At 72.3% G+C, this 16,712-nt stretch carries 15 protein-coding genes; 10 read left to right on the top strand and 5 right to left on the bottom strand.

The window, feature by feature from the left end:
* The first annotated feature begins 8 nt into the window (after positions 1-8).
* The 4 genes from E1288_RS26885 to E1288_RS26870 are packed head-to-tail and all read left to right on the top strand — an operon-like array spanning position 9 to position 3,317.
* The gene (locus tag E1288_RS26885) at positions 9-1,106 is read left to right on the top strand and encodes an ABC transporter ATP-binding protein (RefSeq protein ID WP_132489768.1); all 1,098 of its coding nucleotides are present in this window, start codon (positions 9-11) and stop codon (positions 1,104-1,106) included.
* A complete protein-coding gene (locus E1288_RS26880) occupies positions 1,103-1,759 on the top strand; it encodes an ABC transporter permease (protein WP_132489766.1) in 657 nt (218 codons plus the stop codon). Before E1288_RS26885 ends, E1288_RS26880 begins: the two co-directional genes overlap by 4 nt.
* A complete protein-coding gene (locus tag E1288_RS26875; RefSeq protein ID WP_235883832.1) occupies positions 1,711-2,436 on the top strand; it encodes an ABC transporter permease in 726 nt (241 codons plus the stop codon). The genes E1288_RS26880 and E1288_RS26875 overlap by 49 nt, the downstream gene beginning before the upstream one ends.
* The gene (locus E1288_RS26870; protein ID WP_132489762.1) at positions 2,436-3,317 is read left to right on the top strand and encodes an ABC transporter substrate-binding protein; all 882 of its coding nucleotides are present in this window, start codon (positions 2,436-2,438) and stop codon (positions 3,315-3,317) included. The genes E1288_RS26875 and E1288_RS26870 overlap by 1 nt, the downstream gene beginning before the upstream one ends.
* A gap of 330 nt (positions 3,318-3,647) precedes the next feature.
* On the opposite strand, the gene E1288_RS26865 is transcribed toward E1288_RS26870, so the two are convergent.
* Positions 3,648-4,439, bottom strand: a complete 792-nt coding sequence (locus E1288_RS26865; protein WP_132489760.1) for an IclR family transcriptional regulator — start codon at positions 4,437-4,439, stop codon at positions 3,648-3,650.
* A gap of 104 nt (positions 4,440-4,543) precedes the next feature.
* Here E1288_RS26865 and hutH point away from each other — a divergent pair, with 104 nt between their 5' ends.
* The 6 genes from hutH to E1288_RS26835 all read left to right on the top strand — a co-directional run bounded on the left by hutH (position 4,544) and on the right by E1288_RS26835 (position 12,714).
* Positions 4,544-6,091, top strand: coding sequence for a histidine ammonia-lyase (gene hutH, locus E1288_RS26860; protein WP_408013926.1), 1,548 nt, complete (start codon positions 4,544-4,546; stop codon positions 6,089-6,091).
* Complete coding sequence (gene hutU, locus E1288_RS26855) at positions 6,088-7,740, top strand: urocanate hydratase (protein ID WP_132489756.1); 1,653 nt, start codon at positions 6,088-6,090, stop codon at positions 7,738-7,740. The genes hutH and hutU overlap by 4 nt, the downstream gene beginning before the upstream one ends.
* Before the next feature lie 124 nt (positions 7,741-7,864).
* Positions 7,865-9,046, top strand: a complete 1,182-nt coding sequence (locus E1288_RS26850; RefSeq protein ID WP_132489830.1) for an allantoate amidohydrolase — start codon at positions 7,865-7,867, stop codon at positions 9,044-9,046.
* Between the two features lie 5 nt (positions 9,047-9,051).
* Positions 9,052-10,368, top strand: coding sequence for a formimidoylglutamate deiminase (locus tag E1288_RS26845; protein ID WP_207954562.1), 1,317 nt, complete (start codon positions 9,052-9,054; stop codon positions 10,366-10,368).
* A gap of 74 nt (positions 10,369-10,442) precedes the next feature.
* Positions 10,443-11,600: an imidazolonepropionase gene (gene hutI / locus E1288_RS26840; protein ID WP_132489752.1), complete on the top strand. Its 1,158-nt coding sequence runs from the start codon at positions 10,443-10,445 to the stop codon at positions 11,598-11,600.
* A gap of 151 nt (positions 11,601-11,751) precedes the next feature.
* Positions 11,752-12,714, top strand: coding sequence for a zinc-binding dehydrogenase (locus tag E1288_RS26835; protein ID WP_132489750.1), 963 nt, complete (start codon positions 11,752-11,754; stop codon positions 12,712-12,714).
* A gap of 254 nt (positions 12,715-12,968) precedes the next feature.
* Here E1288_RS26835 and E1288_RS26830 read toward each other — a convergent pair whose 3' ends face one another.
* The 4 genes from E1288_RS26830 to E1288_RS26815 form a co-directional block, all read right to left on the bottom strand.
* Positions 12,969-13,865: a LysR family transcriptional regulator gene (locus E1288_RS26830; protein ID WP_132489748.1), complete on the bottom strand. Its 897-nt coding sequence runs from the start codon at positions 13,863-13,865 to the stop codon at positions 12,969-12,971.
* Entirely contained in the window at positions 13,862-15,049 is a 1,188-nt protein-coding gene (locus tag E1288_RS26825; RefSeq protein ID WP_132489746.1) for a glycine C-acetyltransferase, read from the bottom strand. The genes E1288_RS26830 and E1288_RS26825 overlap by 4 nt, the downstream gene beginning before the upstream one ends.
* Positions 15,049-16,089 (bottom strand): L-threonine 3-dehydrogenase, encoded by a 1,041-nt coding sequence (gene tdh / locus E1288_RS26820; RefSeq protein WP_132489744.1) that lies wholly within the window; start codon positions 16,087-16,089, stop codon positions 15,049-15,051. Before tdh ends, E1288_RS26825 begins: the two co-directional genes overlap by 1 nt.
* 154 nt (positions 16,090-16,243) lie before the next feature.
* A complete protein-coding gene (locus E1288_RS26815) occupies positions 16,244-16,516 on the bottom strand; it encodes a hypothetical protein (protein ID WP_132489742.1) in 273 nt (90 codons plus the stop codon).
* Positions 16,517-16,712 lie beyond the last annotated feature (196 nt).

The raw sequence follows: 16,712 nt of genomic DNA, 5'->3' as shown, positions 1-16,712 counted from the left end.
GGGCTCGGTTGATCGAGTTCCAGGCCGTGCGCAAGCAGTACGACAACGGCACTGTCGCCGTCCAAGAGCTGAGCCTGTCGGTGGGGGCTGGCACGATCACCGTCCTGGTGGGGCCGTCCGGGTGCGGCAAGACCACCCTGATGCGGATGGTGAACCGGATGATCGAGCCGTCGTCGGGAACGGTGCTGGTGGGTGGCGAAGACGTCCGCCGGCGCGATCCCGCGCAGCTGCGCCGCGGCATCGGCTACGTGATCCAGCAGGCCGGGCTGTTCCCGCACCGCAACGTCCTCGACAACGTGGCGACGGTGCCCGTGCTGGACGGTCGCAGCAAGCAGGAGGCTCGGCGGCGCGCGAGCGAGCTGCTGGAGTTGGTGGGGCTGTCGCAGGAGCTGGGCAAGCGCTACCCGGCGCAGCTCTCCGGTGGTCAGCAGCAGCGCGTCGGGGTGGCCCGGGCGCTGGCCGCCGATCCGCCGGTGCTGCTTATGGACGAGCCGTTCAGCGCCGTGGACCCGGTCGTGCGCGAGGGCTTGCAGGACGAGCTGCTGCGGTTGCAGGACGAGCTGGACAAGACGGTCCTGTTCGTCACGCACGACATCGACGAGGCCGTGAAGCTGGGCGAGAAGGTCGCGGTGCTGCGCCAGGGCGGGCACCTCGTCCAGTACGCCGCGCCCGACGACCTGCTCGCGGAGCCGGCCGACGACTTCGTGACCTCCTTCGTCGGCAAGGACCGCGGCTACCGCCGACTGTCGTTCGTGGACTCCGACGGGCTGAGCCCGAAACTGGTGGCCACGGTCGAGGTGGGGACGCGGGTGGCGCCGGAGCAGCGCTGGCGGCTCGCGCTGGACGGCGAGGGCCGGCCGCGCGGCTGGCTCCCGCCGGGTTCCACTGTGGATGGTGAGCTGGCCGAGGCGCAGCTGGTCGCCGGCGGCTCGCTGCACACCCGGCACACCCCGCTGCGCGGAGCGCTGGACGCGGCGCTGTCCACACCGTCGGGTCTCGGCGTCGTCGTCGACGGCGACGGCCGGTACGTCGGCGTGATCACCGCCGACCACGTGCTCGGCCTGATCGAGCAGCACCGCCGCGCGGACGGCGAAGGGCTGACATGATCGACTTCTTCAGCAGCCCCAGCAACCGGGAGATGGTGCTCGAACAACTCGGCCAGCACATCTACCTCTCGCTGCTGCCGCTGCTGCTCGGCGTCCTGGTGGCGCTGCCGCTGGGCCGTCTCGCGCAGCAGGTGCGCTGGCTGCGCGGCCTGCTGCAGGGCAGCGCCAACATCTTCTACACGATCCCGTCGCTGGCCCTGTTCGTGATCATCCCCGGGCTGCTGGGCACGCCGCTGCTGTCCTCGATCAACGTGATCATCGCCCTGACGCTCTACACCGCGGCGCTGCTGGTGCGGCCGGTCCGGGACGCCCTGGAATCGGTGCCCGCGCACATCGTCACCGCCGCGACCGCGATGGGCTACCGCTCCGGCCGGCGGTTCCTGGCCGTGGAGCTGCTGCTGGCGGTGCCGGTGCTGGCGGCCGCCGTCCGGGTCGCGTCGGTCAGCAACATCAGCCTGGTCAGCGTGGGCGCGCTGGTCGGCATCGGCGGCCTGGGACGGCTGTTCACCGCCGGGTTCCAGCTGGACTACCCGGAGCAGATCATCGTGGGCATCGTGCTGACCGTGCTGCTGGCGCTGGTGGTCGACCTGCTGCTGGTGGCGTTGTGGCGGCTGCTGACGCCGTGGGCGCGGGCGGGGGTGAGCGGCTCGTGATCGGCTCGCTGATCGCCTGGCTGACCGACCCGGCGCACTGGACGGGGCCGGGCGGCATCGCGGCGCAAACCCTGCTGCACCTGTACTACTGCGTGCTCTCGGTCGCCGTCGCGTCCGTGGTGGCCGTCCCGCTGGGTGTCTACATCGGACACACCGGGCGCGGCGCGGTGTTCGTGGTGGGGATCAGCAACGCGATGCGGGCGCTGCCGACGCTGGGCGTGGTGACGCTGCTGGTGCTGGGATTCGGGCTCGGGGAAGGCCCGGCGCTGGCCGGGCTGGTCATCCTCGCCATCCCGGCGATCCTCTCCGGCGCCTACGCCGGGGTCCGCAACGCGCCCGCCGACGCGGTCGACGCGGCCAAGGGCATGGGCATGGCGCCGATGCAGCGGCTGTGGCAGGTGGAGCTGCCGACCGCGCTGCCGCTGCTGCTCGGCGGGGTGCGCAGCGCGATGCTGCAGGTGGTCGCCACCGCGGCCGTCGCCGCCTACGTCGGGCTCGGCGGGCTGGGGCGGATCCTGCTGGACGGGCTGAAGATCAGCAACTACGCGCAGATGGCCTCGGCCGCGATCGTCATCGCGGTGCTCGCGGTCCTGCTCGACCTGGTGTTGGCCGGCGCGACCCGGCTGTTGGTGCCGCGCGGTCTGGTGCTGGCCGCCCGACGAGGAGGTAAGGATTGATGAAGCGGTTGCTGGTGTGCGCCGCCGCGGCGGCGCTGCTGCTGACCGGCTGCGGTTCGCAGGATCCGTTGCAGGCCAACCGGGACGCCGCCGGTGGCGCGCTGGTGGTCGGCTCGGCGGACTTCGCCGAGAGCGAGCTGCTGATGCACGTCTACGCCGAGGCGCTGAAGACCACCGGTGCCGAGGTGGAGACCCGCCCGCGCATCGGCGCCCGGGAGTTCTACGTGAACGCGGTGCGCAACGGTGAGCTGGCGGTGGTCCCCGACTACACCGGCAACCTGCTGCAGTACCTGGACCCGCAGTCGCCGGCGACCGAGACCCAGCAGGTCTACGACCAGCTGAAGAAGGCCGTGCCGGGTGAGATGGAGCTGCTGGAGCAGTCCCCGGCGGAGGACTCCGACGTGCTGACCGTCACCGCGGCCACCGCGGGCACCGGGGTGCGCTCGATGGCTGACCTCGGGCCGCGCTGCGGCGAGTTCGTGCTCGGCGCGCCCGCGGAGTGGAAGTCCCGCTGGGAGACCAAGATCGCGGAGGACTACGGCTGCCGGTTCAAGGAGATCCGCCCCGTGGAGGCGGGCACCATCACGGTGAACGCGTTGACCGCCGGGCAGATCCAGGTGGCGAACCTGTTCACCACCTCGTCGCAGATCGCGGCGAACAACCTGGTGAAACTGGACGACCCGAAGAACATGTTCCCGGCGCAGAACGTGGTTCCGCTGGTGCACAAGGGGAAGCTGACCCCGCAGCAGGTGGAGGCCCTGAACAAGGTGTCCCGGGCCCTCGACACGGACAAGCTCACGGAGCTCAACCGCAAGCTGGAGGTCGAGAAGGCCAACCCGGCGGACGTCGCCAAGGAATTCGTCGCCTCGGCCGGCCTCTGACATTTCACCTGGGCGTGAGCCTTCGGCTGGTATAGCGGCTGGTGTGGATGTGGTGTGCCTTCGGAGAGGCAAAGCGAACGGCCTGTTCACCTCGTCTATCGGGACGAACGGTCCGTTCACCCCATCCCGGCTGGTACTCACTGGCGTCGGTGGATGAGGCGAACGGCCTGTTCACCTCATCTATCGTGGCGAGCAGGCCGTTCACTCCGCACCAGGCAGCGCGGACGCGCCGCTGCAGATCGGGTGCGTTCGCCTGGGGCGGGCGTCACGCGTGCCGGGTGTTGATTTCGCGCGAAATCGTCCCGGTGGCTGCCCGGACTGGGCGTCCGCTCAGGCGGTGCGGCCGCTGATTCTGGTGGTCAGCTCCGTTGCCGCGTGGTGGACCTGGGAGGCCAGGTCCGGCCAGGTCTCGGCGCAGGGTTCGCCGCCCGGGGTGTCGCAGAAGTGGCGGAACGTCACGCTGATCGCCGCGATGGGGCGGGCGCCGTGGTCGAACACCGCGCACGCCACCGAGGCGAAGCCCGCCGTCACGAAGCCGTCCTCCACCGCCCAGCCGCGGCGGCGCTCCGCCGCGAGCAGCCGGCGCAGTTCGGGCAGGTTCCGCGGGCCCCGGTCGGTGCGCAGCACGAACCGTTCGCTGGACGGCAGGAGCGCGCGCACGTGCGCGGCGGGCAGGTGCGCGAGCATCGCGCGCCCGGACGCCGTCAGCTGCGCGGGCAACCGGACGCCCACGTCGGTGACCAGCGTCTGCGGCTGCGACGGCCGCTCCTTGATCAGGTACAGCGACTCGCCGCCGTGCAGGACGCCCAGGTGCGCGGTGCGGCCGACCTGGTCCACCAGCCGCCGCAGCAGCGGCCCGGCGAGGCGTTCCAGCGGGTCGTGGCGCAGGTAGGCGGAGCCGAGCTCGAAGGCCGCCATGCCCAGCCCGTAGCGCCGCTCCTCCGGCAGGTGGGTCACGAAGCCGGCGGCGACCAGCTCGGCCAGCAGGTGGTAGGTCGTCGACCTGGGCAGGTCCAGGTCGCGGGCGATGACCCCGGCCGACACCGGCCCGGCGCGGCCCGCGAGGACCCGCAGGATGGCCAGCCCGCGCCGCAGCGCCGGCACGTCGCTGCTACCGCCCACGACCGCCTCCAATCGGGTTCCGGTCTCGTATTCCAGACATTCTCACCCCATCCGGGCTTCTGCCGGTAGCGCCGTCGCGCTGGTATGGAGATATGCAGGACGACATGCTGAATGTTGGTCCGGAGCCGTTGCACCGCGAGCAGGTCGTGGCCGTCGCGCGCGCCGCGACGCGGGTGGAACTGACCCAGCTCGCCGAACAGGGCATCGTCGCGACGCGCAAGCACATCGAGGCCCTCGCCGCCGAGAAGCGCCCCACCTACGGGGTGTCGACCGGCTTCGGGGCGCTGGCCGTGCGGCACATCCCGGCCGACCGGCGCGCGGCCCTGCAGCAGTCCTTCGTCCGGTCGCACGCGGCCGGCGCCGGCCCGGCGGTGGAGCCGGAGGTGGTGCGGGCGCAGATGCTGCTGCGGCTGCACACGATCGCCACCGGGCGCACCGGCGTCCGCCTGGAAACCGCGCACGCGCTGGCGGCGATGCTCAACGCGGGCATCGTGCCGGTGGTGCACGCGCACGGCTCCCTCGGCTGCTCCGGCGACCTCGCGCCGCTGGCGTCCGTCGCGCTCGCGCTCACCGGCGAAGGCGACGCCTTCGACGGATCGGGGCGGCTCCGCCCGGCCGCCGAAGCGCTGGCCGACGCCGGGATCGAGCCGGTCGTGCTGGTGGAGAAGGAAGGCCTGGCGCTGACCAACGGCACCGACGGCATGCTCGGCATGCTGGTGCTCGCGCTGCACGACCTGTCCGCGCTGCTGGACGTGGCCGATGTGACCGCGGCGATGAGCGTGGAGGCGCTGCTGGGCACCGACCGGGTGTTCGCCGCCGACCTCCAGCGCCTGCGCCCGTACCCGGGGCAGGCGGTGTCCGCGGCGCGAATGTCGGCGCTGCTGGCGGACTCGCCGATCATGGCGAGCCACCGGGGCCCCGACTGCACGCGCGTGCAGGACGCGTACTCGCTGCGCTGCGCGCCGCAGGTGCACGGCGGGGCGCGGGACACCCTCGCCCACGCCGAGGCCGTGGCCGACCGGGAGCTCGCGGCCGCCATCGACAACCCGGTGGTCCTCGACGATGGCCGGGTCGAGTCCAACGGCAACTTCCACGGCGCGCCGCTGGCCTATGCGCTGGACTTCCTGGCCATCCCGCTGGCCGACGTCGCCAGCATGTCCGAACGCCGCACCGACCGGATGCTCGACGTCGCGCGCTCGCACGGGCTGCCCGCGTTCCTCGCCGACGACCCGGGCGTGGACTCCGGGCACATGATCGCCCACTACACGCAGGCGGGCCTCGTCGCCGAGCTGAAGCGGCTCGCCGTGCCCGCGTCGGTCGACTCCATCCCGACCAGCGCGATGCAGGAGGACCACGTGTCGATGGGCTGGTCGGCGGCCCGCAAGCTCCGCCGCGCCATCGACGGCCTGACGACCGTGCTCGCCGTCGAGCTGCTCACCGCCGCCCGCGCCCTCGACCTGCGCGCGCCGCTGCGGCCGGGCCCGGCCACCGGCGCCGTGCGGGACCTGCTGCGCACCCGCGTCCCGGGCCCCGGCCCCGATCGCCACATCGCGCCGGAGATCGCGGCGGCCGAAGAGCTGATCCGTTCCGGCGCGGTGCGCGACACCGCCGCCGTCTTCACGAACTCCACAGTGGACCGGAGGTTGCCATGAGCGAAGCCCGACCCGTGCGCGCCCCGCGCGGGAGCACGCTGACCGCGCGGAGCTGGAGCACCGAAGCACCCTTGCGGATGCTGCAGAACAACCTCGACCCGGAGGTCGCCGAGCGGCCCGACGACCTCGTCGTCTACGGCGGCACCGGCAAGGCGGCGCGGAACTGGGCGTCGTTCGACGCGATCGTCCGGGAACTGACGACGTTGCGCGAGGACGAGACGCTGCTCGTGCAGTCCGGCAAGCCGGTCGGCGTGCTGCAGACCCACGAGTGGGCGCCGCGGGTGCTGATCGCCAACTCCAACCTCGTCGGCGACTGGGCGAACTGGCCGGAGTTCCGGCGCCTCGACGCGCTCGGCCTGATGATGTACGGCCAGATGACCGCCGGATCGTGGATCTACATCGGCACGCAGGGCATCCTGCAGGGCACCTACGAGACGTTCGGCGCGATCGCGGCCCGCCGCTTCGGCGGCAGCCTCGCTGGCACGCTGACCATCACCGCCGGGCTCGGCGGCATGGGCGGCGCGCAGCCGCTGGCGGTGACGATGAACGAGGGCGTCGCGCTCGTCGTCGAATGCGACGCCGAACGCGCGCACCGCCGCGTCCGGCACGGCTACCTCGACGAGGTCGCCGACAGCCTCGACGACGCCATCGAGAAGGCCGTGGTGGCCAAGGCTGCGCGGCGCGCGTACTCGGTCGCGGTGATCGGCAACGCCGCCGAGCTGCTGCCCGAGATGCTGCGGCGCGGCGTGCCAGCCGACATCGTGACCGACCAGACCTCCGCGCACGACCCGCTGTCCTACCTGCCGCTGGGCGTCGACGTGGACGACTGGGCCGACTACGCCGCGAAGAAGCCCGACGAGTTCACCGAGCGGGCGCGCGATTCGATGGCCAAGCACGTGGAAGCGATGGTCGGGTTCCTCGACGGCGGCGCGGAGGTCTTCGACTACGGCAACTCGCTGCGCGGCGAGGCCCAGCTCGGCGGCTACGAGCGGGCGTTCGCCTACCCGGGTTTCGTGCCCGCCTACATCCGGCCGCTGTTCTGCGAGGGCAAGGGCCCGTTCCGGTGGGCTGCGCTGTCCGGCGACCCGGCCGACATCGCCAAGACCGACCAGGCGATCCTCGACCTCTTCGGCGAGGACGAGCACCTGGCGCGGTGGATCCGGCTGGCCGGCGAGCGGGTGTCCTTCCAGGGGCTGCCCGCGCGGATCTGCTGGCTCGGCTACGGCGAGCGCGCCGAGGCGGGCCTGCGGTTCAACGAGATGGTGGCCTCCGGCGAGCTCGCTGCGCCGGTGGTGCTCGGCCGCGACCACCTGGACTGCGGATCGGTGGCCTCGCCGTACCGGGAGACCGAGGCGATGGCCGACACCTCGGACGCGGTCGCGGACTGGCCGCTGCTGAACGCGCTGGTCAACACGGCCTCCGGCGCGACGTGGGTGTCGCTGCACCACGGCGGCGGCGTCGGCATGGGGCGGTCGCTGCACGCGGGTCAGGTCACGGTCGCCGACGGCACCGAGCTCGCGGCGCAGAAGCTGGCGCGGGTGCTGACCAACGACCCGGGCATGGGCGTGATCCGGCACGTCGACGCGGGCTACGACCGGGCGGAGCAGGTCGCCGCCGAGCGCGGTGTCCGCACGCCCCTGGTCGGCTGAGCACTCGTGAGCGTTTTGGATCGCTGTGGCGATCCAAAACGCTCACGAGCTCTGGAACTGACGGGTTGCTGCCCGGGACGCGGGTGTTCGGGAAGGAGCGGGTGTGGCGGGACCGAACGAGTTGATGGCGGCCATCGCCGATGTCGGCGCGGACCGGCGCCGGGGCGGGTACTCCCGGCACGTCTTCGACGACGCCGAGCGGGAGTTGCGCGAGTGGTTCGTCGAGCAGGCCGAGGCTCGCGGCCTGCGCGTCACCACCGACCAGAACGCGAACATCTGGGCGTGGTGGGGCGAGCCGGGCGATGACGCGGTGGTGACCGGCAGCCACCTGGACTCGGTGCCCGGCGGCGGCGCGTTCGACGGCCCGCTCGGCGTGGTCAGCGCGTTGAGCGCGGTGGATCTGTTGCGGGCCAGGGGTTTCACGCCCCGGAAGCCGCTCGCGGTGGTCGTCTTCGCCGAGGAGGAGGGCGGCCGGTTCGGCGTGCCGTGCCTGGGCTCCAGGCTGCTGGCCGGAACCATCGACGCGGACCGGGCCCGCGCGCTCCGCGACCCGAACGGCGTGACGTTCGCCGAGGCCATGCGGTCCTTCGGTGCGGACCCGGCCAGGCTGGGGCGCGACGACGCGGCGCTGCGGAGCATCGGGCAGTTCGTCGAGCTGCACGTGGAGCAGGGCCGGGGGCTGATCGACCTGGACCGCCCGGTGGCGGTCGCGTCGTCGATCCTGGCGCACGGCAGGTGGCGGTTCCGGTTCAGCGGCCAGGGGAACCACGCCGGCGCGACGCTGATCGCCGACCGCCACGACCCGATGCTGCCCGCGTCGCGGCTGGTCCTCGAAGCCCGCCGGATCGCGGCGGGCGTCGACGGCGGCCGGGCGACGGTGGGCAGGCTGGTCCCGAACCCCGGTGGCACCAACGTCATCGCGTCTACTGTGGACATCTGGTTGGACGCGCGGTCGCCGGACGACCGGTCGACGCGGTCCATGGTCGAGGACCTGTCCGGGGCGGCCGCGGAATTCGCCGCATCCGAGGGCTGCCAGGTCGAGGTGACGGAGGAGTCCTACGGCGACACCGTGCACTTCGACGCCGCGTTCCGGGACCGGCTCGCAGGCCTGCTCGGCGACGCCCCGGCGCTGCCGACCGGAGCCGGGCACGACGCGGGAATCCTCGCCGCCGAGGTGCCGACGGCGATGCTCTTCGTGCGCAACCCGACCGGCATCAGCCACGCCCCGGAGGAACACGCCGAGCCCGGCGACTGCGATTCCGGCGCGCACGCGCTCGCCCGGGTCCTGGAAGACCTGGCCGGGTGAGGCGGTTGACCACCTACTGGTGCGAATGGGCCTGGCTGCCGAGCGGACCGGAGCGGGGCGTGCTCTTCGAAGTCGACGCCGGCCGCATCGCCGCCGTCGGCTCCGCGCAGAACCCGCCGGAGCACGCCGAACGACTGCCGGGCATGACGCTGCCCGGCATCGCCAACGCGCACTCCCACGCGTTCCACCGCGCGCTCCGCGGCGGGGACGACGGCGCGCGCGGCACCTTCTGGACCTGGCGCGAACAGATGTACCGGGTGGCGGAGGTGCTGGACCCGGAGAGCTACTACCGGCTCGCCCGCGGCGTCTACGCGGAGATGGCGCTGGCCGGGATCACCTGCGTCGGCGAATTCCACTACCTGCACCACGCCGCGAACGGCACCCGGTACGACGACCCGAACGCGATGGGCCGGGCCCTCGCGCAGGCCGCGCGGGACGCGGGGATCCGGCTCACCCTGCTGGACACGTGCTACCTGGCGGGTGGTTTCGGGCGGCCGCTGGACGGCGTGCAGCTGCGCTTCTCGGACGGTTCGGCGGCGAGCTGGATCGACCGGATCGACCGGTGCACTGTGGACGATGGCCGGGTTCGTCTTGGTGCGGCGCTGCATTCGGTCCGCGCGGTGCCCGCCGGAGAGATCCCGGAAGTGGCCGGCTGGGCGCGCGAGAACGACGCACCGCTGCACGTGCACCTGTCCGAACAGCGCGCCGAGAACGAAGCGTGCCTGGCGGCGCACGGTTGCACGCCGACCCAGCTGCTGGACTCGCGCGGCGCGCTGGGGCCCGGCGTGACGGCGGTGCACGCCACGCACCTGGCCGCGTCCGACGTGGCGCTGCTGGGCGGTAGCGCGACCGGGGTGTGCCTGTGCCCGACGACCGAAGCCGACCTGGCCGACGGGATCGGCCCGGCGGCGGCGCTGGCCGTCGCCGGGAGCCCGCTTTCCGTCGGCAGCGACGGGCACTCCGTGATCGATCCGTTCGCGGAGGTGCAGGCCGTCGAGTCCTACCTGCGGCTGGACACCGAGACCCGCGGGCACTTCGCGGCCTCCGAGCTGCTGGCGATGGCCACCGAGGCCGCGCACCGGGCCCTGGGCTGGGCCGACGCGGGCCGGCTCGAAGCCGGTGCCCGCGCCGATTTCGTGGCGGTGGATCTCGGCTCGACCCGGCTGGCCGGAGTCGCGCCCGAGGCCGTCCCGGCGGTCGCGCGGGCCGACGACGTCAGGGTGGTGATCGCCGACGGGCACAGGATCGTGCAGGACGGCAAGCACGAAGCGATCGACGCGGCGGGCGAGCTCGGCGAAGCGATCGCCGCGCTGCGCTCGTGAGCGTTGGTTCCGGTTCTTACCGGCATATTCACTCACGAGCACTTGAAGATACGACGAGCAGGGAACGAACAACGATGACGAGCACTGTTATTACTGGAATCGGCGAGCTGACGACGAACGACGACGAGCTCGGCACGCTCACCGATGCCGCGCTGGTCATCGACGGTGACCGGGTCGTCTGGGCCGGCCCCGCGGCCGACGCGCCGGAAGCCGACGAGCGTTTCGACGCGGCCGGGCGAGCGGTCCTGCCCGGCTGGGTCGACAGCCACACGCACCTGGTGTTCGCCGGCGACCGCACCGCGGAGTTCGCCGCCCGGATGGCCGGGCAGTCCTACCAGGCGGGCGGGATCGCCGTCACCGTGGAAGCGACGCGGGCCGCCACCGACGAGGAGCTGGCCGCCAACCTGCGCAAGCACATCGCGGAAGCCGCCGCGCAGGGCACGACGTGCATGGAGACCAAGACCGGCTACGGGCTCACGGTCGCCGAGGAGCTGCGGGCCGCGAAGATCGCCGCCGAAGCCGACGAGGTGACGTTCCTCGGCGCGCACCTGGTGCCGCCGGGCGAGGACGCGGACACCTACGCGGACCTGGTGCGCGGGGAGATGCTTGACGCCGTGGCCCCGCACGTCGGCTGGTGCGACGTGTTCTGCGAGCAGGGCGCGTTCGACGCCGACCAGTCCAGGCGAATCCTGGTGGCGGCGAAGGAACGCGGGCTGGGGCTGCGCGTGCACGGCAACCAGCTCGGCCCCGGGCCGGGCGTTCAGCTGGCCGTCGAACTCGGCGCCGCGAGCGTGGACCACTGCACCTACCTCGCGGAGTCCGATGTGGACGCGTTGGCGGGTTCGGACACCGTGGCGACGTTGCTGCCCGCCTGCGACCTGTCCACGCGGCAGCCGCTGCCGGATGCCCGGGCGCTCATCGAGGCCGGTGCCGCGGTCGCCCTGGCGTCCAACTGCAACCCCGGCTCGTCCTACACGTCGTCGATGGCGTTCTGCGTGGCGACGGCGGTGCTGCAGATGCGCATGACCATCGAAGAGGCGGTGCGAGCGGCGACCTGGGGCGGCGCGCGGGCGCTGCGCCGGGAGACCGGCGACGGCGCGGTCGGCGTGCTCCGGCCCGGCGCGCGTGCGGACGTCCACGTCCTCGACGCCCCGAGCACGACCTGGCTCGCCTACCGGCCGGGCGTGCCCCTCACCCACGCCGTCTGGCGCAAGGGCGCGCGCGTCGGCTGACGTGCGCGAGCAAGGGAACTTTCCTGTCACCGGCCCTTGATCACGCCTCCTGGAGGTGTGATCAAGGGCACTTTCCGGTCGCCGCGCCGGCATGTTGACCTCCAGTTAAGTCGAAGTCGGAGGCTGTCGGCAGTCAACGGAGGAGAGCGATATGCGCGTGGTGCAGGTGAAGGAATTCGGTGGGCCGGAAGTGCTGGCCGTGGCGGACGTCGCCGATCCCGAACCCGGCGCGGGGCAGGTGCTCGTGCGAGCGTCCGCAGTGGACATCCTGTTCCTGGACACCCAGCTGCGCGAGGGGTGGGGCAAGGACTTCTTCGGTCAGGCGCCGCCGTACGTGCCCGGTGACGGTGTGGCCGGAAGAGTGGTGTCGGTCGGCGAATCCGTCGACCCGAGCTGGATCGGGCGGTCGGTGGTCGCCAGCACGGGCAACGGCGGCACCTACGCGGAGCTGGTCGTCGTCGACGAGTCCGAGCTGCTCCAGGTGCCGGATGGGCTGGGCGAGCGCGAGGCCGTCGCGCTGTTGCACGACGCCACCACGGCGTTGCTCCTCGCCGAGCACGCCCGGATCCGGCCCGGCGAACGCGTCCTGGTCAACGCCGCCGCCGGGGGAGCGGCTTCGGTGCTGGTCCAGCTGGCGGGGGCGGCCGGTGCCCACGTCATCGGCACGGCGCGCGGCGACGCGAAGCTGAACCTGGTTCGCGAGTTGGGCGGCGAGCCGGTCGACTACGCGAAGCCGGACTGGGAACAGCGAGTCCGGGAGCTGACCGGTGGCGTCGACGTGGTCTTCGACGGCGTCGGCGGCGCACTCGGGCGCGCGGCGTTCGAGACGACGAACAACGGTGCCCGGTTCTACGCGTACGGCGCGGCCAGCGGCGACTTCGCCGAGATCGACCCGGCGGAAGCGCAGCAGCGCGACGTGACCGTGGTGGGACTGCTGGACGTCCAGCCTTCCCCGGAGCAGAAGAAGCCGATGACCGAACGCGCGCTGGCGGAGGCTGCGGCAGGGCGGATCAAACCGACCATCGGCCAGACCTTCCCGCTGGAACGGGCCGCCGAAGCACACGCGGCGATCGCGGCCCGCACCACGCCCGGCCGAACCTTGCTCCTGCCGTGAGGCGTCGGTGACAGGAAGGTTCCCATGCTCGCATCGCTTCGGTGACAGGAAGGTTCCCATCCTCGCGTCGTTTCTCTCGGAGGCCGCTGATCCTCAGGGGCGAGCAGCGCGGCCCGCAGCGTGAGCATGGGAACCTTCCTGTCATCCCAGGCCTGGATCGCAGCATGGGAACTTTCCTGTCACCCCAGGCGCAGGCGCGTGAGCATGGGAACTTTCCTGTCAATCCGGCGCGACGCAGGATCGGGAAGGGCGGCCTAGCGGTCCTTGCTCGCCAGCAGCGCGTTCAGCACTACGCGGACCAGCGGGTGCTCCTCCCGTCCGCACTGGACGGCGGCGAAGACCCGGCGGGTCGGCGGCTTTCCCGCGACCGGCAGCGCCACCACGTCCAGGCCGGCCGCGATGGCCGTGCGGGGCACCAGCGCGACACCGGTGCCCGCCGCGACCAGCGCCACCACCGCGTTAAAGTCGTCCGAGGTGTGCGTGATGTTCGGGACGAACCCCGCGTTCTCGCAGGACACCTGGGCCACCGCGCGGCACGGGTTGCCCGGCAGCGGCGCGATCCAGTCGTCGTCGCGCAGTGCGTCGAGCGCGATCTCCGCGGCAGAACCGAGCGGGTGGTTCGGCGGCAGCACCACGTCGAACGGCTCGGCGTACAGCGGGAACCGGCTCACCCGGCGGGCATCCGCCTGCAGCGTCGACGTGTACTCCATCGAGATCGCGATGTCGATCTCCCCGGCCAGCAGCATCATCAGGCTGTTGTGCGCCTCGGCGTCGCGCACCAGCACCCGCACGCCCGGCGCCTGCTGTCGCAACGCGACGATCGACGGCGCCACGACCTGCGTGATCGCCGAGGCGAACGACGCCACCTCGACCGTGCCGACGGTGCCCGCCGCGCACGCCGCCAAGCTCGCCTCCGCGCGCTCCAGCTCGGCCAGCACCGCCTTGGCGTGCTCGACCAGCAGCTCACCAGCCGCGGTCAGCCGAACCCGGCGGCCCTGCCGGACCAGCAGCGGCTGCCCGACCTCGTTCTCCAGCGCGGTGAGCTGCTGCGACACCGCCGACGGCGTCAGGTAGAGCTTCTCCGCCGCCGCGCGCACGGTGCCGTGGTCGGCGAGCGCGCGGAGCACCTGGAGCCGCCGGGGGTCTATCACCGGGCGATGGTACCCATCCGATCGCGCGCCGCCACGAACGCCGACACCGCCCGTTCCACGTCCTCGGTGCTGTGCGCGGCCGACATCTGAGTGCGGATGCGGGCCTTGCCCTTGGGCACCACCGGGTAGGAGAAGCCGATGACGTAGATGCCCTCCTCCAGCAGCAGGTCCGCCATCCGCGCCGCCTCGGCCGCATCGCCGATCATCACCGGGATGATCGGGTGCTTGCCGGGCAGCAGGTCGAAGCCCTCCTCGGCCATCCGCCGGCGGAACAGCGAGCTGTTGTCCCGCAGCCGCTCCCGCAGCTCCGGTTGCGCGGCGACCAGGTCCAGCGCGGCCAGCGAAGCGGCGACGATCGACGGCGCGAGGGAGTTCGAGAACAGGTACGGCCGGGAACGCTGCCGCAGCAGCTCGACGATCTCGGCACGCCCGGACACGTAGCCGCCGCTGGCGCCGCCGAGCGCCTTGCCGAGCGTGCCGGTGACGATGTCGACCCGGTCGGCGACACCGAACAGGTCCGGCGTGCCCGCACCCTTCGGGCCCGTGAACCCGACCGCGTGCGAGTCGTCGACCATCACCATCGCCCCGTACTTCTCGGCGAGCGCGCAGATCTCGTCCAACGGCGCCAGGTAGCCGTCCATCGAGAACACGCCATCGGTGACGACGAGCTTGCGGCGCGCGTCGGAGTTCTCCTTGAGTAGCCGCTCGAGATCGGCCATGTCGCGATTCCGGTACCGGCCGCGGCGGGCCTTGGACAGCCGGATGCCGTCGATGATGCTCGCGTGGTTGAGCTCGTCGGAGATCACCGCGTCCCGGTCGTCGAGCAGCGTCTCGAAAACCCCGCCGTTGGCATCGAAGCACGAGCTGTACAGGATCGTGTCATCGGTGCCCAGGAACTCCGAGAGCCGCCGCTCCAACTCCTTGTGCGGGGCCTGCGTGCCGCAGATGAACCGCACCGACGCCATCCCGAAACCCCACTTCGCCAGCGCCTCCTCGGCGGCGGCGAGCAGCGCGGGGTGATCGGCCAGCCCCAGGTAGTTGTTCGCGCAGAAGTTCAGCAGCTCGGCACCGCCGACGCCCACCCGCGCGCTCTGCGGCGAGTCCAGCACCCGCTCGTCCTTGTACAGCCCGGCGGCGCGGATCTCGGCCAGCTCGGCGCGGACGTCGTCAGCGATCGTGTACATCAGGCGGACCCCTTCGTTGTCCAGTCGAGGATGACCTTGCCGCAGCGGCCGCTGCGGGCCGTCTCGAACGCCTCGGCGTGCTGCGTGTACGGGAAGCGGTGCGTGATCACCGGGCTCAGGTCCAGCCCGGACTCCAGCAGCACCGACATCGAGTACCAGGTCTCGAACATCTCGCGGCCGTAGATGCCCTTGACGGTGAGCATCTTGAACACCACCGCGCTCCAGTCGAGCGGGAAGTCCTCGGCGGGCAGGCCCAGCATCGCGATCCGGCCGCCGTGCGCCATGTTCGCCACGGCCTCCCGCAGCGCCTCGGGCTTCCCGGAGACCTCCATCGCCACGTCGAAGCCCTCGCTCATGCCCAGCTGCTGCTGCGCGTCGGCGACCCGGGTCTGCGAAACGTCCACGGCCAGATCCACCCCGACGCGGCGGGCCAGCTCCAGCCGGTGCTCGCTGACGTCGGTGATCACCACATGCCGGGCGCCCGCGTGCTTGGCCACCCCCGCGGCCATCAGCCCGATCGGCCCGGCACCGGTGATCAGCACGTCCTCGCCGACGACGGGGAAGCTGAGCGCGGTGTGCACCGCGTTGCCGAACGGATCGAAGATCGCCGCCACGTCCGGATCGACGTCGCCGCGGTGCACCCAGACGTTCTGCTCGGGCAGCACCGCGAACTCGGCGAACGCGCCGTTGCGGTGCACGCCGAGGCCCTGCGTGTGCGCGCACAGGTGGCGGCGGCCGGCGAGGCAGTTGCGGCAGCGGCCGCACACCAGGTGTCCCTCGCCGCTGACGAAGTCACCGACCGATGCCCGCGTGACCGCGGCGCCGATGGCCACCACCTCCCCGGCGAACTCGTGGCCGACCACCAGCGGCGTCGGGACGGTGCGGGCGGCCCACTCGTCCCACGACGCGATGTGCAGGTCCGTACCGCAGATCCCGGTGCGCATCACCCGCACCACGACTTCGTCGGGGCCCGGGGTCGGGTCGGGGAGCTCGGCCAGTTCCAGGCCGGGCGCGGGTGAGGTCTTCACCAGAGCGCGCAAGGTTCCTCCGCTCTCGATGCTTGTCGCAGTGGAGTCTGGCCCGGTGCCGCGGCGCAGGTCCATCGCGACTTTCTGCACTGGCTGGTTAGCGGTGCTGCACAGCGCACGGCGCCCCACCCGCCTTCGACGAATGGGGCGCGGCGTTGGCGGCTGGTCAACCGTTCGACGACCGCTCGTGCGTGTGGGAGAAGCCCTGCTGCCCCAGCGGGGAAGAGGTCTGGACGTGGTGCTGGTGCACGTGGTGGTGCTTGTGCTGCTCGTTGTGGCTCACCTGGGTTTGCTGGTTCGGCCCCTGCAGGCTGCCGACGATCGCGGCGAGGAACGGGTCCGACGCCGACGGTTGGGGGCCATCGGCGGCAGCGGCCGTTCCGGCGGCGCCCAGCACGGCGAGACCGGTGAGCAGGGTGCTGGCAAGCAGACGTCGCATCGATTCCTCCGTAGTGCGGTGACATTGCCAGCGCAGAGGCGATCACACATCGGCTCCGGGCGCCGCGCACGTCACTCCGTGGGGGATCACCCCGAATCCCCGGCCACCCGCCCAGGGGAGCCGCCCGTGCGGGCCGCCGGGAACGGCTCGCGAAACCCGCGGGCCCGCCGCTCTGGGGCGAGGACGAGAGCAGGGG

The organism is Saccharopolyspora elongata, assembly GCF_004348985.1.
Taxonomy (GTDB): domain Bacteria; phylum Actinomycetota; class Actinomycetes; order Mycobacteriales; family Pseudonocardiaceae; genus Saccharopolyspora; species Saccharopolyspora elongata.
The sequence above is the reverse complement of the archived record's forward strand: the minus strand, read 5'-3'. Positions and strand labels throughout refer to the sequence as shown.

Excerpts from the sequence above, each read along its gene's own strand:
- E1288_RS26880 (WP_132489766.1), top strand. The coding sequence starts at position 1,103 with ATGATCGACTTCTTCAGCAGCCCCAGCAACCGGGAGATGGTGCTCGAA.
- E1288_RS26870 (WP_132489762.1), top strand. The coding sequence starts at position 2,436 with ATGAAGCGGTTGCTGGTGTGCGCCGCCGCGGCGGCGCTGCTGCTGACC.
- hutH (WP_408013926.1), top strand. The coding sequence starts at position 4,544 with ATGCTGAATGTTGGTCCGGAGCCGTTGCACCGCGAGCAGGTCGTGGCC.
- hutU (WP_132489756.1), top strand. The coding sequence starts at position 6,088 with ATGAGCGAAGCCCGACCCGTGCGCGCCCCGCGCGGGAGCACGCTGACC.
- E1288_RS26850 (WP_132489830.1), top strand. The coding sequence starts at position 7,865 with ATGGCGGCCATCGCCGATGTCGGCGCGGACCGGCGCCGGGGCGGGTAC.
- hutI (WP_132489752.1), top strand. The coding sequence starts at position 10,443 with ATGACGAGCACTGTTATTACTGGAATCGGCGAGCTGACGACGAACGAC.
- E1288_RS26835 (WP_132489750.1), top strand. The coding sequence starts at position 11,752 with ATGCGCGTGGTGCAGGTGAAGGAATTCGGTGGGCCGGAAGTGCTGGCC.
- E1288_RS26825 (WP_132489746.1), bottom strand. The coding sequence starts at position 15,049 with ATGTACACGATCGCTGACGACGTCCGCGCCGAGCTGGCCGAGATCCGC.
- E1288_RS26815 (WP_132489742.1), bottom strand. The coding sequence starts at position 16,516 with ATGCGACGTCTGCTTGCCAGCACCCTGCTCACCGGTCTCGCCGTGCTG.